This is a genomic window from Burkholderia sp. LFS061 (genome assembly GCF_047978125.1).
In the GTDB taxonomy this organism is placed as follows: Bacteria; Pseudomonadota; Gammaproteobacteria; order Burkholderiales; family Burkholderiaceae; genus Burkholderia; species Burkholderia pyrrocinia_C.
In genome coordinates, this window is sequence record NZ_JBFPFS010000019.1 from 36489 (window position 1) to 55539 (window position 19051).

At 65.9% G+C, this 19051-nt stretch carries 14 protein-coding genes; 3 read left to right on the forward strand and 11 right to left on the reverse strand.

Features of this window, described 5'->3' with window-relative positions:
• Positions 1–59: 59 nt before the first annotated feature.
• From ACNQQL_RS18375 to ACNQQL_RS18385, 3 genes are all read right to left on the reverse strand, one after another.
• Positions 60–314: a hypothetical protein gene (locus ACNQQL_RS18375; RefSeq protein WP_347064991.1), complete on the reverse strand. Its 255-nt coding sequence runs from the start codon at positions 312–314 to the stop codon at positions 60–62.
• Positions 315–400: 86 nt separating this feature from the next.
• Positions 401–1234 (reverse strand): PRC-barrel domain-containing protein, encoded by an 834-nt coding sequence (locus ACNQQL_RS18380; RefSeq protein WP_347064992.1) that lies wholly within the window; start codon positions 1232–1234, stop codon positions 401–403.
• Between the two features lie 483 nt (positions 1235–1717).
• Positions 1718–2146 (reverse strand): carboxypeptidase regulatory-like domain-containing protein, encoded by a 429-nt coding sequence (locus ACNQQL_RS18385; RefSeq protein ID WP_347064993.1) that lies wholly within the window; start codon positions 2144–2146, stop codon positions 1718–1720.
• A 429-nt stretch (positions 2147–2575) separates the two neighbouring features.
• Here ACNQQL_RS18385 and ACNQQL_RS18390 point away from each other — a divergent pair, with 429 nt between their 5' ends.
• Positions 2576–4126, forward strand: a complete 1551-nt coding sequence (locus ACNQQL_RS18390) for a phospholipase D family protein (RefSeq protein WP_347064994.1) — start codon at positions 2576–2578, stop codon at positions 4124–4126.
• A gap of 22 nt (positions 4127–4148) precedes the next feature.
• Here the strand turns inward: ACNQQL_RS18390 and ACNQQL_RS18395 are convergent, their stop codons facing one another.
• Positions 4149–5615 (reverse strand): PLP-dependent aminotransferase family protein, encoded by a 1467-nt coding sequence (locus tag ACNQQL_RS18395; RefSeq protein ID WP_347064995.1) that lies wholly within the window; start codon positions 5613–5615, stop codon positions 4149–4151.
• A 326-nt stretch (positions 5616–5941) separates the two neighbouring features.
• On the opposite strand from ACNQQL_RS18395, the gene ACNQQL_RS18400 reads away from it, so the two are divergent.
• A complete protein-coding gene (locus tag ACNQQL_RS18400; protein ID WP_347064996.1) occupies positions 5942–6598 on the forward strand; it encodes a pyridoxamine 5'-phosphate oxidase family protein in 657 nt (218 codons plus the stop codon).
• Between the two features lie 126 nt (positions 6599–6724).
• Here ACNQQL_RS18400 and ACNQQL_RS18405 read toward each other — a convergent pair whose 3' ends face one another.
• The 4 genes from ACNQQL_RS18405 to ACNQQL_RS18420 all read right to left on the reverse strand — a co-directional run bounded on the left by ACNQQL_RS18405 (position 6725) and on the right by ACNQQL_RS18420 (position 13618).
• Positions 6725–8533, reverse strand: coding sequence for a S53 family peptidase (locus ACNQQL_RS18405; RefSeq protein ID WP_347064997.1), 1809 nt, complete (start codon positions 8531–8533; stop codon positions 6725–6727).
• An 880-nt stretch (positions 8534–9413) separates the two neighbouring features.
• Positions 9414–10901: an efflux transporter outer membrane subunit gene (locus ACNQQL_RS18410; RefSeq protein WP_347064998.1), complete on the reverse strand. Its 1488-nt coding sequence runs from the start codon at positions 10899–10901 to the stop codon at positions 9414–9416.
• Positions 10902–10914: 13 nt separating this feature from the next.
• Positions 10915–12501 carry an MDR family MFS transporter gene (locus tag ACNQQL_RS18415; RefSeq protein WP_347064999.1) on the reverse strand — a complete coding sequence of 529 codons (1587 nt, stop codon included), beginning with the start codon at positions 12499–12501 and terminating at the stop codon, positions 10915–10917.
• Complete coding sequence (locus ACNQQL_RS18420; protein ID WP_347065000.1) at positions 12494–13618, reverse strand: HlyD family secretion protein; 1125 nt, start codon at positions 13616–13618, stop codon at positions 12494–12496. Before ACNQQL_RS18420 ends, ACNQQL_RS18415 begins: the two co-directional genes overlap by 8 nt.
• A 92-nt stretch (positions 13619–13710) precedes the next feature.
• Between ACNQQL_RS18420 and ACNQQL_RS18425 the strand changes: the two genes are divergently transcribed.
• Positions 13711–14541: a CerR family C-terminal domain-containing protein gene (locus tag ACNQQL_RS18425; protein ID WP_072439450.1), complete on the forward strand. Its 831-nt coding sequence runs from the start codon at positions 13711–13713 to the stop codon at positions 14539–14541.
• A 27-nt stretch (positions 14542–14568) separates the two neighbouring features.
• On the opposite strand, the gene ACNQQL_RS18430 is transcribed toward ACNQQL_RS18425, so the two are convergent.
• From ACNQQL_RS18430 to ACNQQL_RS18440, 3 genes are all read right to left on the reverse strand, one after another.
• Positions 14569–17049 (reverse strand): mechanosensitive ion channel family protein, encoded by a 2481-nt coding sequence (locus ACNQQL_RS18430; RefSeq protein WP_347065001.1) that lies wholly within the window; start codon positions 17047–17049, stop codon positions 14569–14571.
• Positions 17050–17416: 367 nt separating this feature from the next.
• Positions 17417–18376 (reverse strand): LLM class oxidoreductase, encoded by a 960-nt coding sequence (locus ACNQQL_RS18435; RefSeq protein WP_347065002.1) that lies wholly within the window; start codon positions 18374–18376, stop codon positions 17417–17419.
• Positions 18377–18481: 105 nt separating this feature from the next.
• Positions 18482–18619 (reverse strand): hypothetical protein, encoded by a 138-nt coding sequence (locus ACNQQL_RS18440; protein ID WP_244137168.1) that lies wholly within the window; start codon positions 18617–18619, stop codon positions 18482–18484.
• Positions 18620–19051 lie beyond the last annotated feature (432 nt).

The window sequence follows — 19051 nt, forward strand, 5'->3', positions numbered from 1 at the left end:
GGGTCAACGGACGAGATGGAATCTGGGTCGGCTTCGACCGGCGGCCGCATCGAACGGCGCTATCCGGGCCCGGCCAGCCTCAGGTTCGGCTCGACCAGGAATTGGGATTTCACATGATCGACGACATAGATGACCACGCCGCTCGCCCGGCGCGTCCTCGGTGAATAGTCGAACTCGGTCGCATCGGCGTCGGCGGATGCCGGCCTCACGAGAAACACGCGCATTCCGGCTTTGAATACGTGATGCGAGGGCAGACGCTGATTGACCAGTTCGATGAATTGCGTGGCCGAGATCACGGGCATGAAAGCAGACATGGATCTTCTCCGGTACGAACTGATAAAGCGTTCAGGACGGGCAAGCGTGAGCGTCGCAGGGTTTCACGCAGTCAGAGGCCGCGGCATCAAAGCGTACCGCGGGCCGTGGACAATTCGGTATTCAACCAGTAGCCGTGCTTGCCGTAGAACTGATGCAGAACAATCTCGTCGCTTCGATAGACTGGCTGCGAATCGTCGTATTCGGGGCTCTGGCGAATCGAGTCGCGGTTGAGCGCGGTTGATACCGTTTCCCTGGCCCAGTCCACCCGGTCGAGCCAGTGCGTCGCGATCAGGACTGCCTTGTTGGTCAACCACCAGTTCCGCGTACTGATTGCGAGATAGCGGATCACCCAGGCTTCATCGTCATAGATGAAGTCGGACACGCGGCCGATGCGTCCGGCCGTGGTTTCGAGCCGATAATCCTTGACCCGGCCGGTGCCGCGCAGATGCGTATCCGTCGGTGTGTCTGCGGGCGCGTCGGCCCCCGCGTCGGCCGGCGTTGCGCGAGTGGGCAGCGGACTTCCAGCCTCGAAATCTTGCGACAGGGCGGCAGAATGGAACGCAGGGTATGCGCCCATGCCCCACAGGTTCGGGCCACCCCAGTAGGGCGGGTAATGGTAGTACCGCAGGTATTCGACCTCGTGTTGACGGGATAGCGGCTTGCGTGTGTCCAGATTCGGGCTGTCTCCTACTTGATGGCGCGTCAGGTCGACATGCAGCGTGCTGGATCGGGAGTCGGTGTGCTTGACGGAGTAGGGCGAGATGAGCACCCGCCTCTCATGCAGCCAGTCGCCCGTCTTGACGACGAGGTAGCGGATGCACCAGTTGTCGTCGTCGAAGTAGGCTTGAATGACGTGTCCGATGTCGCCGTCCTTCGCGCGGACCGCGCTTCCGTGCAATTCCTTGATGCTTCGTAGCATGATGTTCTCGTCAGATCGATGCGCGGCATGTCGATGATCCGGCTGAACCGCGTGCCGTGCGGTGGCGTCCAGTCGCTCGCCCGTGGATGCCGAGCGATTCGTACCGATCCCGTTCATGCTCGTGGTGCCACAGTCTGATATTTCGTCGTGACGGATTCCGGCATGCTTTCACGATACTGGCAACGGACTGCCGACGCGGTACGAAAGCGTACAAAGTGTGTGCCGGATCGGACATGGGGCTGTCGGGTCGACGCGGATCAGGATAACGAATCGACTGGAACATTCCCGGGGAGACGTGATGTGAAGCCGACGATGCAGGCTTCGACAGCGCGTATTGGCCGCTGATTCCGCAATCGCAGTGGGGAATGTCGCTTTACCGGTACTGCAGCCGGACGCTATACAGGGCGGACTGACGGCGTCCTGCCGGCTCGAGAGGCCGTTGCGCCGAAAGCCGACTGTGCGCAGAGGGGCGGGGGCTCATGTCTACATGAACCAGATGAACGTATGACGCGCGTGCCGGGATGCCGAAATGTCCACGATGTACCGCTCCGATTGGCCGTTGTAGCTCGCGTTGATCGCATAACGTCCGTTCTTCAGATTGGCCAGCATGAACGGGCCGTCCGACGGCGTTTCCAGGACCGTATTGCCTTTCATGTCCGTGATAGTCACAAGTACGTCGGATAAATATTCGTTCCCGCTTCGGGCCCGGCGGACGAAGGTGAGCACGAGTGCGTAGTCGCGCATGGCACCCTTGATGGCGACCGATTGATCGAGTCCGATGCCACCCGACATATAGGTAACCTGATCGGTGTGCTGTATCGGAGGAAGGTTGTCGTCGGCTGCGACCGGGGCGATTCCGACTAACGTGGCACTTAGAAGGAAAGCGCGCATTAAGGACGCGGATGTTTTCATGAGGGATCTCCTGGAGGATTCGGCGGGGAATAGACGTGTGGCGGCAGTGTTGGTCTGACTGACAGGGCCGGCTCGCTTCTCACCAATGCGGCTATTCGCTCCGCATGTCTGTTCGGTGCCGGACGGTTGGTCTTCATCCGATTACGCGCCGCCCGGGGCGTCGTATGTGCCGGCTTCGGCAACTTGAGCAGCGCGCTGCCCGCAGGCGTGGCGTTATCGCGAACACTGCGTCGGCGGCATGTCGCGCATCTTCGGAACACCACCACCGGGAAAACATGGGAGTGTGCCGTCCCGATGGCAATCGAAGTATGCTGTGGCGCGGCACGGTCCGCGCGCGATGCCTGTCGGGCGCCCGGGCAGCCGTCGAGCCCCGAGATCCATCCGGCGGCCGGAATAAACATGCTTCGCCCGGGAGTGGCGACGGTAATCATGATCATGCTGCGTTCGTGGGGTGCGATTCTTTCGTTGCTGGCGCTCGTCGCGTGCGCCAGCCTGCCGCCGCAGGCCGACCGCGCGCCGACGCATGCGTTCGCCGACACGGAAAACACGCGGCTGGGCGTTGCGTTCCGCCAGCAGGCCGGCATGCATCCGGGGCAGGACGCGTTTCATCTGCTGACGGATCCGGTCGATGCGCTGGATGCGCGCGTGCTGCTTGCGGACCGCGCGGACCGGTCGCTGGACCTTCAGTACTACATCTGGCACGACGACCTGACCGGGCACGAACTGGCCGACGCGATCATTCGCGCGGCCGATCGCGGCGTGCGCGTCCGCGCGCTGCTCGACGATCTCGGCACGAACGCGGACGACCGCAAGCTGCTCGAGATCAGCTCGCACCCGAACATCGAGATCCGGCTGTTCAACCCGGTTGCCACGCGTACGTTCAAGAAGATCGGCACGGTGTTCGAGTTCTCGCGCGTCAACCGGCGCATGCACAACAAGGCGATGATCGCGGACAACCAGGCGGCGATCGTCGGCGGCCGCAATATCGGAGACGAATACTTCGGCGCATCGTCGATGCTGGAGTTCGGCGATCTCGATGTCGTTGTCCATGGTCCGGTCGTGAAGGACATCTCGACGGAATTCGATACGTTCTGGAATTCCCCGTATGCGTATCCGATCGACGCGCTGGTCGGGCACGACGCGGCGCCGGGCGGGTTGGACCGCGAGCGCGAACGGTTGCGCGACTACCTGAGGGCGATGGAGGACAATCCTTACGTGCTCGAAGCGAGGCAACGGCTCGACCGGATCGTTCATGGGCAGGGCACGGAACTGTCGTGGGGGCGCGCGACGGTGCTGTACGACGATCCGTCGAAGATCGCGCATTCGCCGAAGGACAGCGACGGGCATCTGATGCCGCAGTTGCGCGCGCTCGCATTGCAGCCCGAACATGACCTGCTGATCGTGTCGCCGTATTTCGTGCCGGGCGAGGCCGTCGTCGAGCGGCTGCGCGCGCTCGCGGCGCGCGGCGTGCGCGTGACGGTGCTGACCAATTCGCTCGCGTCGACCGACGTGGCGGCCGTGCATGCCGGCTACCGGCGCTACCGAAGCGATCTCGTGGCGTCCGGCGTGCGGCTTTACGAGCGGCGGCCGTCGGGCGACAAGAGCATTTCGAAGCAGGTCATCATCGGGTCGTCGCGAGCGTCGCTGCATGCGAAGACCTACGTGTTCGACCACAAGAGCATTTTCATCGGGTCGATGAACCTCGATCCGCGCTCGCTGAACCTCAATACGGAGATCGGCGCTTACTGCGAGAGTCCGGCGATTGCGTCGCAGGTTGCAAACGACCTGGAATCGCGACTCGACCGTATCGCGTGGCGTGTCGAGCCGAGGACCGATCCGACGGGCAAAGGGCAGCTCAAGTGGGTTCAGACCGATTCGGACGGCAAGGTCGTCGAGCTCGATCACGAACCGGAAGTGTCGGCTGCGCGCCGGATGGAAGTCTGGTTTCTCGGGCTGTTTCCGATCGAGTCGCAACTCTGAGCGGCGATGCGTCGTGCTGGGCTCAGCACCGCGATCGGCTGTACTGCTCAATGACGTCCGCGAACTGCCTCGTCGCTGTTTCGATCGTCGCGTCGCTTAGCCCGGAATATCCGAGCACGAAGCCGTTGTACCGGCGGCCGTCGCCGACGCCGTAGCTGCTCAGCGGCTGAAGCAGCAAGCCATGCGCGTCCGCCGCGCGCGCGACTTCGGTATCGTGCAGCGGCAGCGCGAGATCCGCCGACAGATGCATGCCGCCCGGGCTTTCCCGAACGCGCAACGATGTGCCTAGATGGCGGGCGAGTGCCGCTTCGAGGCTGCTGCGCCGCGCGGCATACAGCGTCCGCATGCGGCGCAGGTGCCGCGCAAAGAGGCCGGTGTCGATGAATTCGGCCATCGCCAGTTGATCGGCCGAATGGCCGCGATGGACGAGTTCGCGCAGCGTCCTGGTGAAGCGGTCGACCAGCACCGGCGGCACCACCATGAAGCCGAGCCGGAGCGCGGGAAACATCGTCTTGCTGAACGTGCCGAGATAGCAGACGGGCGCGTCGGCATCGAGGCCCTGGATCGCCGGGAGCGGCTGGCCGCCATGTCGGAACTCGCTGTCGTAGTCGTCCTCGATGATCCACGCGCCGCATGCGCGCGCATGCTCGACGAGCGCCGCACGTCGCCGCGGGCTCATCAGCGCGCCGAGCGGGTATTGGTGCGACGGCGTCGTATAGATCAGCCGGGGCGGGTGGGCGCGCCACTGTTCGTCGGTCGGCGCCATGCCTTCGTGGTCGACCTCGATCGGCACGATATTCAGGCCGGTCGAGCGGAATGCCGTCCTGGCGCCGTTATAGCAAGGGTTTTCGAGCCAGCCGAATTCGCCGGGATCGGCCAGCATGCGCGCGCACAACTCGAGGCTGCCCTGCGTGCCGTCGGTGATGAATACCTGGCCAGCTTCGCAGCGCACGCCTCGCGAAACCTGGATGTAGGCGGCTACGGCGCGCCGCAATTCTGGCAGCCCTTCGACCGGGCCATACGCGAGCTGGGCGGGCTTGACGGCTTTCCATGCGCGCTCGATGCAACGGCGCCACTGGGCGACCGGGAATTCGTCGAGCGAAGGAAGGCCGGGGACGAACGGCAGCATGCATTCGGGCTCGGGATGGGCGTTCTCCAGGCCGTGCACGCGCTCGGCCAGGCGAACCGGGGCCGGGCTGTCGTCATTCCCGGCGCTCGAACGGCCGCATCCGTCCCACAGCGTGATCGTGCCGTTGCGCGTGGCCGCCACGAAGCCTTCCTCGGCAAGACGCTCGTACGCATAGACCGCGGAGTTGCGCGCGATGCCCAGCTCCGCTGCGAGCACGCGCGTCGACACGAGCCGCGTGCGGGGCGGAATCTGCCCGTCCAGCAGCATGTTGCGCAGGCTCCGGTACAGGGCTTCCTGCTGGCTGTGTCTTGTCGTGCCGTCCTGTCTGGAAAGCGACGAGATGAGCAGCGCGAGATCCATAGGCTGGTTCCAGAATTTTTCCTTGGGCTGGTTCTTTTTAAGAATCAACGCACATCGTATTGTTCGCGTTCTCGCGGCGCAGTCCCGTGCCGGGCGATTCGCGGCGGATTGCCGGTACGTCGGACGATCGTTGCAATCGCGTATTTTGATCGATTCGGCGCGCGACTGTCGATAAGTCGATCGACCCGTCGTTCGAGCGTGGATGCTGCACGATTCCGATTCGATTCATTTCGCAGTGCATAGATGTTTTCGATCGAATTCCGCGTGTTGCCGAAACGCGGACCGCTCGATGCGCGCCAGGTGGCGCACGAACAGGAAAACCAGACATGAAAGACCATACCCTCATCTCTTCCGCATCCCGTACCACCATTCGCCGCCTGCCCGAACTGGCGAATCACGATCGCACGATGCTCTACCGCATAGTGGACGATGCGTACGTCTGTCACATTGCGTTCAGCGACGGACAGGACACGCACTGCATCCCGACCGCGCACTGGAGAATGGGCGATGATCTCTATATTCACGGATCCAACGGAAGCCGGATGATCAAGGCGCTTTCTGCGGGCGCGCAGGCATCCGTGGCGATTACGTTGCTGGATGGTCTCGTGTTGGCCAAGTCGGCCTTCAGTCATTCGATGAATTATCGATCGGCGGTGATCTACGGGCAGTTCGACATGGTGGAGGGTACTGCGGAAAAACTCGCGGCGCTGGATGCCTTCATGGACAAGATCGCCGCGGGCCGCAAGCATGAAGCGCGACCGGGCAATTCGAAGGAACTCAACGCAACCAGCGTGCTGCGGATTTCCCTTGAGGAAGCGGCCGTGAAGGTCAGCGATTCGCTGCCGTCCGACAAGGAAGAAGACCTCGCGCTCGCCGTGTGGACGGGAATTCTGCCGCTGAAGACGACGCGCGGTACGCCGGTTCATGCCGACGGGAGCGGCAGCGTGCCCGTGCCGGACTACGTCCGGAACTGGGCCGATTGAGTATCGCGGCAAGATCGGGATGTTTCGCAGAAAACCCGCGAGGCTTCGCGGGTTTTTTACGCAGTTGCATGCGCTTCCGGGTGCGCGAAACGGCGCGCACCCGGAACGGCGTCGGTCATCGATCCATCAGCGCGCGAAATCCGACGTGCTCTGGATGAACGCGTTCAGCTTCGAGATGTTCACGCTGCCGAAGCCCGTCGTCGCGTCCCAGCCGGCCTTCGCCTTGTAGCCGTAGGTGCCGCTGCCGTTGTTGCCGGACGTGACGTCGTGCAGCAGCGCCGCGTTGGTCGGGAAGTACTTGTAGATGCTCGACGCGGGGAACCCGAGCGCATTGTTGTTCGCCGACTGCAGCCGCGCCCAGATGCCCGTGAAGATCGGCGCGGCGAGGCTCGTGCCGCCTTCGTTGTTCAGGTAACCCGAGCCCCACAGCGTGTCGGACGTCTGGCCGCTCACCACCAGAATCGCGCCGGTGCGCAGGTCGGCGTCGAAGCCGACGTCCGGCAGCGCGCGCTTGGTCGACCCGGTGAGGCTCGACGATTGCCACGACGGCGCGGCCTCGTACTTGCTGTATCCGCCGCCCGTCGACCACACGGTGCCCGGCTGCCAGCTCGGATCGTTCCAGACGATTTCGCTGTTGTACGCGTTGGTCGACGTGTTGGTGAACAGCGTCGTGCCGCCCACGGCGATCACGTACGGCGACGTCGCCGGTTCGCTCACCGTGTAGGTCGAGCGCGACGGCGTGCCGCTCGCGCATTCGTACGCGCCATGGTCGCCCGCGGATACGGAGAAGGTTTGCCCTTGAGCGACCGCCTGCTTGAAGATGGTGTCGTCGGTCGCCTGCGAGCCGGTGCTGTTTGCGGACGATTCGCACACGCCGAGCGACACGTTGATCACCTTCGCGACGTTGTCCGTCACCACCTTGTTGTACGCCGCCGTGATCGCCGTGAGCGTCATCGACGGCGCCGCGTAGAACACGACCTGCTTCACGCTGCCGCCGGCGGCGCCGACGATCGACTGGCTGTCGAGGTTCCACTCGACGGTGCCGGACGTATCGGTATACGAACTGCCTGCCGGGCCCGTCTGCACGATGCTGCTGCTGATCGTGCCGAGGCCGTTGTTCGCGGCGAACGTATTGAGGTCGCTCACCGTCTGCGACAGGTCGCCTTCGGAGATGATGCCGACCGTGGTTTGCGAGGCCGTCGGCGTGCCGTCGCCGCCGTAGAGCGACGAGAATTCGGTCGGGTTGTGCGGCACCGCCGACGCGCCGGCCGGGATCGTCAGGTTGCTGGTATTGCCTTGCGGCTTGCTGCCCGCGCCGGTATGCATCAGCTCGACGTTCTGCAGGCCGAGCACCGCGCCCACGATGCCGCCGATCGCGTTCGGCACTTGTGCGGCGTCGGTATTCGCATAGACGCTGCGGCCGTTGCGCGTGAAGCGCTTGAGCGTCGTGCGGAACGCCGACTCGATGGTCGCCGCGGTGCCGGATGCGGACACCAGCAGCCGGTTCGGCGCGACCACGATGTTCACGAAACCTTCCTTGCGCAGGTGCGCGACGACGGACGCGACCTGCTGGTCGGTCGGCGCATATTGCGCGGCGAACTGCGCGGGCGTGAGGAACTGCCGGTAGTGCGGCGAGCCGGGCGTATGCAGGTCGCGCAGGTACTTGTCGAGTTGCGCTTCGTTGCGCAGGTTCAGCCCGAGCACGATGTCCACCGATTCGCCGGGCGCCATGTCGATGGCCGCGGCTGTGCTCGCGGCAGGCGCGCCGGCTTCGCTCTGCTGCACGAGCGGCAGGAACCCTTTGGTGCGCGTTTCCGTCCAGCCGGTTGCCGGCGCGGCGTGGGCGGTCGCCATACCGAACGAAGCGGCCGCGGCGGCGCATGCGAGCTTGACGATGCGAATGTGCTTTTGTTTCTTGTCTGCAACCTGATTCATTTGAATTACCCCTCCGGTTGAACATCGAACGGCACGAACAACAACGGTCGACGGCGGTGCGGGTCGTGCATCGCCGCATTCTGTCGCGCTCGCGCGGTTGGCGCGGACGCGACAGGGCCTTTCGCCCGATCCGGAAAGGTGGTTTCTCCCCGGGGGCGAAATACGGAAAACGCGGTAGCGGAAGGGCTGCGCCGCGATGCGGGGCAGCCGCGCGGACATGGCGCGGGCGGGATTGCTAGAGCAACAGCTTCGGTATCCTGCTCATTTCATTCGATCCTTCGGCCCGCTGCCGGATGGCAGTCGTCCAATGAGATGCATCGGGATATTGCATGCGCCGGTGCGCGAACGACACGGCCGGCGGCGAGCACTTCGGTGCGGCGGAAGCGAAAAAACGTAGAGCGGAATCGATTGCGTGGTGAACAATTCGTCCAATTGCTTGAATCGGACGGTATCAAGAACGAAAGCGGAGTGTCAAACTTTTTTTGATTATATGAAACAAAATTAAATCGAATAACGTGCAATGTTTTTGAAAAGATCGGCAGTATTTTGTAATTTTAGAGGTCGCCTTCGCAGGTAATGCCGGAGGCGATTCGCCAATCATTTCCGATTCGTTCTGTAATGGGCCGAGCGTTATCGAGGAAGTGCTCGACATCGTCGCCGGCACGGTCACTGCGCGCCCCACGCTGATTTCGTAGTAGTGCGTATGGCGACGCTATCGTGCATGTATCGCTCAGGCGATGCTGCGGACGATCGAACGCGCGATGCCTTCATGTGCTTGACGAACTGCATTTCAAGCATCGATACCGGTCGGCATGGTTACCGGTCATCGCGCGAGACGGCCGCCCGCCGAAGCAGCCGCGCGACAACGATCAACCCGCCGTCAACCCACGTCCGCCTGCCATCCGAGCCCGAGGCTCTTCTGCAGCGACACGTAATCCTTGATCAGTTCGGCTTGCCCGGCAATCACGTTCTGCTGCGCGGACAGCGCTTCGCGTTGCGTGTCGAGCAGGTCGATCATCGACGCGACGCCCGCGCGATAGCGTTCGTCCATCAGCGATCGGGAATGCACGGCCGACGTTTGCACCTTGGTGAGCGCAACGACGTGTTCGCGCTGGTGCCCATAGCGCTGCAGTGCGGTGTTCGCATCCTGCAACGCGCCGAGCACCGCCTTCTGGTAATTCGCTTCCGCTTCGTCGCGCGACGCTTCGGCCGCGCGCACCGCGCCGCGTGTGCGTCCGAAGTCGAGAATGTTCCATTGCAGGTACGGCGCACCGACCCACGTGAAGTTCTGCTTGCGCAACAGATGGCCGGGGTCCGTCGCACTGAAGCCGAGATCGCCGAGCAGCGTCACCTTCGGGAAATAGTCGGCGACATGCTCGCCGATCTGCGCATGGCTCGACGCGAGCCGACGCTCGGCCGCGCGAATGTCGGGGCGCTGCTTCAGCAGTGCGGCCGGATCGCCGATTGCGACGCTGCCGGGCAGCGTCGGCAGCGGGGTGTCCGGTGTCGACAGCGCGGCGTCGAGCGCGCCCGGCGCGCGGCCCGTCAGGATCGCGAGCCGGTCGAGCGATTCCGTTACCTGCGCGTCGAGCGGGATCAGCGATGCACGCGTGTTCTCGACCAGCGTCGTCAGGCGTTCGATGTCCACATCGGCCGCGACGCCGCGCGCGCGGCGCTGCTGCGTGAGTTCGAGCATCTGCTGCTGCAGTTCGGCCGTGCGCTGCGACAGCGTGAGACGCTGCTGCCGGTCGCGCAGGTCGACGTATGCGGTCGCGACTTCGGCGGCGATCGACACCTGGGTGTCAGAGAGATCGGCGTCGACGGCCTCTGCCTGCGCGGATGCGGCTTCAACCGCACGGCGTGTGCCGCCGAACAGGTCGATTTCCCAGGTCGCGTCGAAGCCGGCCGAATAGAGTTGCAGTGGTCCGGAGCCGCCAAGCGACGGCGATGCGCCGCTTGACTGGTTCGAGCCGTTCGACGGCAGCAGCGAGCCGAGCGCGCTGACGTCCGGTTCGCGCATGCGGATGGCCGCAACGGTGGCCGACGATTTCGGCAATTGGGCCGCGCGCTGTTGCGAGAGCTGCGCACGCGCTGCGCGCAAACGTGCCTGCGCGGCGTGCAGATCGGGGTTGTACACGAGCGCGGCGGTGATCAGGTCGTCGAGCTGGCGATCGTTCAGCGCGTGCCACCACGCGCTCGGTGCGGGTGCGGCGGTGTCGACGCCGGATGCCGGCGCGCGCACGAAGGTCGGCGCATCCGGCGCGGCGGGCGCGCCGCGGTAGTCGGGGCCGACCGTGCAGCCGGCGAGCAGGCACGCGGCCGCGCACAGCGTGAGTGCAGGGCGGCGGGGCGGGGAGAAGGATTTCATCGCGTAAGACGGTTCAATGGCCGGACGACATCGGCTGCGGGCCGCGTGGCGTTCTCAGCAGCAGCGCGAGCGGCACGCACGCGAGCAGCGCGAGGCCCAGCAGATAAAAGGTTTCGGAATAGGTCATCACGACCGCCTGGATCTGGATCTGCTGCGCAAGCTGTCCGAGCGCACGCATGTTCGAATACGCGAGATCGCCGGTGTGAGCGAGCCAGTTGGCCGCGTAGGCCGACAACCGGTCCTGCCCGATCAGCGAGTTCGCGCTCACCGATTCGCGGAGCGCGGCCGTATGGAAGGTCGTGCGCCGGTCGATCACGGTGCCGATGATCGCGAGCCCGATCGAGCCGCCGAGATTGCGCGCCATGTTGTAGAGCCCGGCCGCGTCGCCCGAGTCCTCACGTGCGACGGCCGCCATCGACGCCTGGTTGAGCGGCATCATCGCGAGCATCTGTGCGACGCCGCGGATCAGCTGCGACCATACGAAGTCGTGGCCGACGCTCTGCGCGGTCAGGCCGATGTCGAGCATGCAGCTCAGGCAGAACAGCAGCAGCCCCGAGATCACGAGGATGCGGAAATCGACCTTGCCGAGCAGGCGCGGCAGGATCGGCATCACGAGAAAGGCCGGCAGCCCCGACAGCAGCATGATCGCGCCGGCCTGCTCCGCGTTGTAGCCGGCGACGATCGCGAGGAACTGCGGCAGCAGGTAGGACACGCCGTACAGTCCGGCGCCGACCGCGGACACGATCACGATCACGCTCGCGTAGCGCGGGTTGCGCATCAGCGACAGCCGCATGATCGGCCGCTTCGCGAAGCGCTGCGACAGCGCGATCAGGATCATCCCGGCGAGCGACACGGCGCTCAGCGTGACGATCATCTGCGATTCGAACCAGCGTTCGCGCTGGCCCTCCTCGAGCACGACGGTGAGCGAACTCAGCCCGATCGCGAGGCCGGCGATCCCGAGCCAGTCCGCGTTGAAGAACGTAGTCCATTGCGGGCGGTCCGACGGCAGCCCGAACCACAGCAGCGCCATCAGCAGCAGGCACACGGGCAGGTTCAGGAAGAAGCACCAGCTCCAGTTCACGTTCTCCGCGAGCCAGCCGCCGAGCACGGGGCCGAACAGCGGCCCGAGCAGCACGATCAGGCCGAACAACGTCATCCCGACCGGTAGCTGCGACAGCGGCAGCCGCGTGCGGATGATGGTCTGCGCGGTCGGGATCAGTGCGCCGCCCGTGAAGCCCTGGCCGATCCGGCCGGCGATCATCATCGGCAGCGAATGCGACCAGCCGCACATCATCGAGAACGCGATGAAGAGCGCGGAGTTCGTCAGCAGGAAATTGCGCAGCCCGAACACGCGCGTGAGCCACGCGGCAAGCGGGATCATCACGATTTCCGACATCAGGTAGCCGGTCGAGATCCACGTGCCTTCGGTGCCGGTCGCGCCGATTTCGCCCTGGATCTGCGGCAGCGCGGAGTTCGTGATCGAGATGTCGAGCGTCGCCATCAGTGCGCCGAGCGCGCCGGCCGCGACCGCGATCCAGTCGGTCACGCTCGCGCGGCCTTCGTGCGGCGGCGCGGGTGTCGTCGCGGGCGTGTCAGCCATGGCGCTTCTCGTCGCGGGCCGAGCGCGTATCGACGTCGACCGTCACCGACAGTCCCGGCAGCAGCATGCGCTGCGCGCGGGCATCCGCGGCGAGGCGGATGCGCACCGGCACGCGCTGGACGATCTTCGTGAAGTTGCCGGTCGCGTTCTCGGGCGGCAGCAACGCGAACTGCGCGCCGGTGCCGGGCGCGAAGCTGTCGACGACGCCGGACAGCACGCCGTCCGGCAGCGCGTCGACGTGCAGTGCGACAGGCTGGCCGATGCGCATCTGGCCGATCTGCGTTTCCTTGAAGTTCGCGACGAGATAGATCGCGTCGACCGGCACGACGGTCAGCAGGCGCGTGCCGGGCTGCACATATTGACCGACGCGCACCGTGCGATCGCCGACGCGGCCGTCGAGCGTGCTGCGCACGACCGTGTTGTCGAGGTCGAGCTGCGCCTGCGCGGCGCTGGCCTGCGCGGCCTCGAGCTGCGCGCGTGCCTGCTGGAGTTGCGCGGTGAACGACGCGATCTGCGTGCGTGCGGCGGCGATCGACGCATTGTTCGCGGCGAGCGTCGCGGCTGCCTGGTCGCGCGTGCTCTTCAGGTCGGCGACGCGTTCGTGCGTTTCGGCACCGGTCGCCGCGAGCGGCGCATAGCGCGCGTATTCGTCGCTTGCGTGACGTGCATTGATCTGCGACACCTTCGCCTGCGCATCGGCCTGGTCGAGATTCGCGTGCTGCTGGTTGATGTCGGCTTCGGCGCGCGCGATATCGGCGCGGCGCGCGTCGACGGTCGCGAGCGATTGCGCGAGCGCAACCTGGTACTGGCGGACGTCGAGCCGCACGAGCGGATCGCCGGCCTTCACGGCCTGGTTGTCGCGGACGTAGACGTCGGTGACGTAACCGGCGACCTTCGGCGCGGCAGTCATGCTGTCCGCCTGCAAATAAGCGTCGTTGGTGCTTTCGATGAAGCGGCCGACCGTCCACCAGCGGCCGAGCCAGACGGCGGCGCCGAAGGCAGCGAGCACGGCGACGACGAGCAGGATGCGTCGCTTCGATCCGCTGGTTCCGCTGCGCGGTGTTGTTCCGGTTTCCTGACGATTTGCTTTCTGTGGCGGATCTTGCAACGTCGACATGCGGGCATCCAATTTATTCCGGGTGGAAGAATTATTCCAGTTGATAAAATTGTGTCAAGTAGAATGTCGGTCGATCGGATGACGAGGAAGGCATGAACGAAGCGAAGAAGCTGCGCCGCACGTCGGCGGGCGGCTACGCGCGCGGCGACGAGACGCGCCAGCGGATCATCGAGGCGGCGATCGAGCTGTTCGGCGAACGCGGGTTCGCGGGTGCGTCGACGCGCGAGATCGCCGCGATGGCCGGCGTGAACGCGCCGGCGCTCCAGTACTACTTCGAGAACAAGGAAGGCGTTTACCGCGCGTGCGTGGAGACGATCGCCGAGCACGGCTGGGAGGTGTTCGCGCCGGCGGTCGGCCATGCGTGGGCGATGCTCGATGCGGACGCTGACGTCGACGTGCTGATCGACGCGTTCGTCGCGCTGCTGCGCGCGCTGTCGGACCGGATGTTCACGGCGCCGAAGACGATGAACCAGCGGATGTTCTTCGCACGCGAGCAGGGCGGCCAGGAGCCGGCGAGTGCGAGCGAAATCCTGATGAAGCGCATGCGCAAGCCGCTCAACGACGTGAGCGCCGAACTGATAGGCCGCATCTCGGGGCGGCCGGCCGACGATCCCGTCACGCGGTTGCGCGCGCTGAGCCTGTTCGGGCAGATCACGGTATTCCACATCGCGCAGCGTTCGGCGCTTCAACTGCTCGAATGGGAAGCGTTCGACGGCGAGCGCGCGGTGCTGCTGATCGAGACGATCGCCGACCAGACGCGCGTGCTGCTCGAACAATGGCATGCGCAGCGCGACGCGTGTGCCGCTGCTGAAGCCGGTGCGAAGCGCGGGCAGCGTGCTGCGGCGAAACGCACGGCGAAGCCGGGTGCGTCGACGCCCGCGGCGGCAAGCACGCGGCGCGTGAAGAAGCCCGCCGCGCGTTGAGCGCGGCGCGCCGTTAGCCGTTGCCGGTCAGCTCGGCTTGCGCTCCGGTTCGCCGGCCGACGGCGGCCGGGCCGCCGTTGCGGCGGCATTGCCGTTGCGGGTGCTGCGGCCGCTTTCGCCTTCGTCCTCGCTTTCGCCGTTGCCTTCCGGCCGCGATCCATCCGCGTACGCGACGAGGCTGCGTTGCGGATTGGCGATCCGGATGCCGCGTTCGCGGAACGTCTCCGCGATCCGCCGGTTGAATTCACGCTGCACGCTCCAGCGCGTCGAGTCCGTGCACTGCATTTGCCCCGCGAGCGCAACGGCCGCGCCGTCGACCTGGTCGATGCCCCAGTAGCTGAAGTCGGACAGGATGCCGTCGTGGTACTGCGGATCGTCGCGCAATGCGGTGCCGATCTCCTTGAGCGTCGCGATCGCGCGATCGATGTCCTCGCCGTACGCGATGCTGACCTTGACGGCCGCGTTGCCGAGCCCGCGATTCGTATTGTTGACGGTCGTCACCGAGCTGAACGGAATCGTGTACAGCGATCCGTCGCCCGCGCGCAGCCGCACGGTGCGGATCGACAGGTATTCGACCGTGCCCGACACGCCGGCGAGCGTGACCCAGTCGCCGACCTGCATCGCGTTTTCCATCAGCAGGAAGATCCCGGTGATGAAATCCTGCACGAGCTTCTGCGAGCCGAAGCCGAGCGCGACGCCGAAGATGCTGGCGCCGGCCAGCAGCGGGCCGACGTTTACGCCGAGTTCGCTGAGCCCCGTCAGCACGACGACCAGCGCGATCATCACGAACAGCAGCGAGCGCAGCATCGGCAGCAGCGTGCGCAGTCGCGCCGCGCGCACGAGATTGCCTTCGCGGGTCCAGCGCTGCAGGCGGCGCTCGATCGCGATGTTCGCGGCTTCCCATACGACGAGCGCGACGATGGTCGCGATCGCGATCGTCACCAGCGCCGACGCGAGTCGGTGGCCGATCGTGCCGGTCTCGAACGCGCTGAAGATCGGCACGCCCCAGATCTGCAGCAACAGCACGACGGTCACGATGCCGAGCGCGCCCGATACGATCCGGCGCAGCAGCGGGTAGTAGCGGTACGCATGCAGATGGACGAGCGTGCGGTCTTCGTCGCGGCGCTGGAACAGCCGCGCGAGCGCGCCGAACACGACGATCGACACGATCCGCATGCCGATCATCGCGGCGATCGAACGGCCGCCGAGCGTGATCAGCACGCGGTAGCCGTTGTGGACGTCGAGCGCCCACACGAACCACAGCGCCATCACGATGAATACCGACACGGGCGCCCAAGCGTCCGCGAGCGCGTTGCCGATTACCGCAAAGGTCGGCCGGTCCGCGCCGGCTGCGCGGATCCGCACGGCGACCGGCCGGCGGCACTGCAGGATCAGCGCCGCGATCATCACGTGCCCGACGAGCGCGACCGCTTTCAGCAGCGCGACGTGACCGGCCTCGCTGAGGCCGATGTTCGCGGCGATCTCGACCGCGGCCGTGCACACGCCGACCACGATCACGATCCGCGCGATCGAGCGTTGCGCGAAGTCGGCCCATGCATCGCTGATGTGCAGCAGCCGCAATTGCCGCGCATCGGGCTGGAAGAACAGCCGGCTGACGATCGTGACGAGCCGGCCGATCACGTAGATGTCGATCAGCGATTCGAGCGCGGATTCGATCGGCGTGCCTGCGTCGCCGGTCATCGACATCGTCAGGCTCGCGACGCCGACGAACACGAGCAGCGGCGCCGCGCGCAGCGCGAGGCTGACGAGCGCGCGCGGCATCCGGTGCAGCAGCGTGGTGTGGCGCTGCGCGTCGCCGCGGCCTTGCGATGAGGTGGGTGCGGTGTCGCGAGCGTGGGCGGCGTCGGGCGGAGCGGATGATTCCGGCGGCGGCGCGTTGTCGTCGTCGGACGTGACGGCATCGGGCGCGGTGCTGCGCGACGAGTCGGCTCGCCGTGCGGCCAGCGCGGCCAGCGCGCGCCGCAGCAGCCGCTTCGCGAACCATTCGAACAGGAACGCGGGCACGAGCACGGCGACGATGAGCCAGATCGCGTGCGCGAGATCGGCGCGCTCGTCGGCGCGCACCAGCTTGTCATGCCACCAGCTTCCGACCGAGCCGACATCGAGCAGCGAGCGCAGCGATTCCTTCAGCGCGCTGCCGATTTCGGTGGTCCAGCGCGCCCCCTGGCGGACGAGCATCGACGCGAGCCCGTTCGACGTGAGCGCGGCAGGCGCGGAGGCAGCCGACGCGCCGCTGGCCGCAGCCGCTTCGCTTGCCGTGACCGCGGGCGCGCTCAATGCGCCGACGGCCGCGATCGCACGCAGCGTCGTTTCGACCTGGGCGCGATCGCGCGGGTTTTCGAGCACGTCGAGTGCCTGCCGGGCCTGTTGCGGCGTCAGCGCGGGCGCGGTGCCGGAAGCGGCCGATGCGGCGGCCGGTGCGGGAGCGGCCGCATGCGCGGCCGAGACGACGGCGGCGAGTAGCCAGCCGAGGAGGAAATGTCGCATGGGTAGGCATGCGGGCGCGCATCGGCGCGCGGCCCGCGGAGCTGAACGATGGACGGAAGTTAACATGATCGCGATCGGAACCGAATAGTTCCATCGACGAATATTTGAATCGGGCATACGCGAGGCGGCGCGGGCGTTTGCGGCTTGTTCGTGCCTATAGACAGTCCGATATGCGGACACGTCTTTTTTATCGAATCGTAAGCGTCCTGTAACGCGTACTTGTTGGTGCCCCGGCGTGCGGATGTGAACCGGGAACGGTTTTTGAACGCGAATGGCGCGTCGTTACGCGAGCGTTCGCCCGATCGTGAACAAACGACGATCATCGCGACACGCATGTCGTATGTGATGGCTTCGCATTCCTGATGAATCACGCCGGCCCGTCGTGGAAAACCGGCAGCACATGCTCGGCGAGTTCTTCGATGACCTCGCGCACGGGCCGGTCCGCTCCCGGATTCAGCGTGACGTGATGCGTGCCCGCCGCGCGCATGTCCCGCAGGACGTCGACCAATGCGCGGCGCCCGGTGGCATAACCGAGCGACAGCGCGGTAGCCGGCGCATCGGGATGCGCGGCGAGGTCGAGCCGCATCGACACGCCGAACGCGCGAAAGGCCGGCGATGCGAGCCGGTCGACCGCCGCGCGCCACATCGAATAACGGGCGCGCTGCGTGTCCGGATCGCGGTGGTACGTCATCCAGCCGATCGAGTGCCGCGCGATCCAGTCGACGCTTTGTCCGCCCGAGCCGACCGCGAGCATCGGCGCCGCGTCGTCGCCGCGCGGCAGCAGCGTGAATTCAGGCGCGTCGGGCGGCGCTTCGTCGGGCAGCACGCGCGACGGCAGACCGAGCGCGGCCGCGACGACGTCCCAGTGTGCGCGATAGCGGTCGCGCCGCGTTTCCGCATCGACGCCGAACGCCGCGTATTCAGGCGGCCGGTCGCCGGAGCCGAGCCCGAGAATGAAGCGTCCGCCCGACAGCGTCGCGACCGACAGCGCGCCTTTCGCGATATGCAGCGGATGACGCAGCGGCAGCACGATCGCGCCGCTGGCGAGCGCGATCCGGCGCGTGCGCGACGCCAGTGCACCGAGCAGCACCCACGGGTCGAGGTGGCCGACCGGGTCGGGATAGTCGGCGCTGTTCAGCGGCACGTCGCGAATCCACAGCGCGCGAAAGCCGAGCGTATCGGCAAGCGCCGCGAGTTCGAGCTGTTCGTTGAAGTCGGCGACGATATTGCCGCTGCGAAGCAGCGGCAGCGTGAGGCCGATCGACAACTGCCCGGCCGAAAAGACGCGGCGTGCGACGTCGGCGCGGGCGAGGGCTTGCGTGGTCATGTCGAATCCCTGGAGGCGGTGCAAGGCGAACGCGCGGCGTTCCGTGTCCGAATGCTAGCGTGTTTGCGCCAGGCAGGAGCGGGGCGGCCCGGGCCGAGCACGGCGCTACGCGATCCGCAGCGTCATGCCGCGCAGCGCGAGGCCCAGGCGTGACGCCACGCGTTGCGATGCGCGGTTGTCGCTGTCGGTGCTGTAGAACAGCGTGCGGTAGTCGATATCCAGCCAGTCTTTTGCGTCAGGCATGCGTCGAGGATGGGTTTCCGGTCAGGCGGCGGAGAGCCGTCCGAAGGGCTCGCGTCCTGTCATGCGTGCACCGCCGCTGTCGGGCGATTGTAAGGCGACTGCTGGCGGCGCGCAGGAACAACGCCGCGATGCCAGCCCGGGCCGGTGTGGCAAGCCGGCAGGCAAGGCCGCCCGTCGTCGATCCGGTGGGCGTTTCAGTTTCGAAACGTTCGCGTTCCTCGCCGGTGCGCGATCCCTGTCGACGGCCTTGCATCCGCCCGCGCGGCCTTGCGGCATGAAGCATGGTGCGCTCCTTGCATATCTGTGCGTGCCGTGAGCGCGATCGCAGGCGCAGTCGGGCCCGGCGATCGCTTCAGTGGGTCGGACGTATCGAATACGGGGACAAGAGAATGAAAAGAGACCGAACCGCAACGTGTCATGTTGCAAATATGA

Excerpts from the sequence above, each read along its gene's own strand:
- ACNQQL_RS18375 (WP_347064991.1), bottom strand. The coding sequence starts at position 314 with ATGTCTGCTTTCATGCCCGTGATCTCGGCCACGCAATTCATCGAACTG.
- ACNQQL_RS18380 (WP_347064992.1), bottom strand. The coding sequence starts at position 1,234 with ATGCTACGAAGCATCAAGGAATTGCACGGAAGCGCGGTCCGCGCGAAG.
- ACNQQL_RS18385 (WP_347064993.1), bottom strand. The coding sequence starts at position 2,146 with ATGAAAACATCCGCGTCCTTAATGCGCGCTTTCCTTCTAAGTGCCACG.
- ACNQQL_RS18390 (WP_347064994.1), top strand. The coding sequence starts at position 2,576 with ATGATCATGCTGCGTTCGTGGGGTGCGATTCTTTCGTTGCTGGCGCTC.
- ACNQQL_RS18395 (WP_347064995.1), bottom strand. The coding sequence starts at position 5,615 with ATGGATCTCGCGCTGCTCATCTCGTCGCTTTCCAGACAGGACGGCACG.
- ACNQQL_RS18400 (WP_347064996.1), top strand. The coding sequence starts at position 5,942 with ATGAAAGACCATACCCTCATCTCTTCCGCATCCCGTACCACCATTCGC.
- ACNQQL_RS18405 (WP_347064997.1), bottom strand. The coding sequence starts at position 8,533 with ATGAATCAGGTTGCAGACAAGAAACAAAAGCACATTCGCATCGTCAAG.
- ACNQQL_RS18410 (WP_347064998.1), bottom strand. The coding sequence starts at position 10,901 with ATGAAATCCTTCTCCCCGCCCCGCCGCCCTGCACTCACGCTGTGCGCG.
- ACNQQL_RS18415 (WP_347064999.1), bottom strand. The coding sequence starts at position 12,501 with ATGGCTGACACGCCCGCGACGACACCCGCGCCGCCGCACGAAGGCCGC.
- ACNQQL_RS18420 (WP_347065000.1), bottom strand. The coding sequence starts at position 13,618 with ATGTCGACGTTGCAAGATCCGCCACAGAAAGCAAATCGTCAGGAAACC.
- ACNQQL_RS18425 (WP_072439450.1), top strand. The coding sequence starts at position 13,711 with ATGAACGAAGCGAAGAAGCTGCGCCGCACGTCGGCGGGCGGCTACGCG.
- ACNQQL_RS18430 (WP_347065001.1), bottom strand. The coding sequence starts at position 17,049 with ATGCGACATTTCCTCCTCGGCTGGCTACTCGCCGCCGTCGTCTCGGCC.
- ACNQQL_RS18435 (WP_347065002.1), bottom strand. The coding sequence starts at position 18,376 with ATGACCACGCAAGCCCTCGCCCGCGCCGACGTCGCACGCCGCGTCTTT.
- ACNQQL_RS18440 (WP_244137168.1), bottom strand. The coding sequence starts at position 18,619 with ATGCCTGACGCAAAAGACTGGCTGGATATCGACTACCGCACGCTGTTC.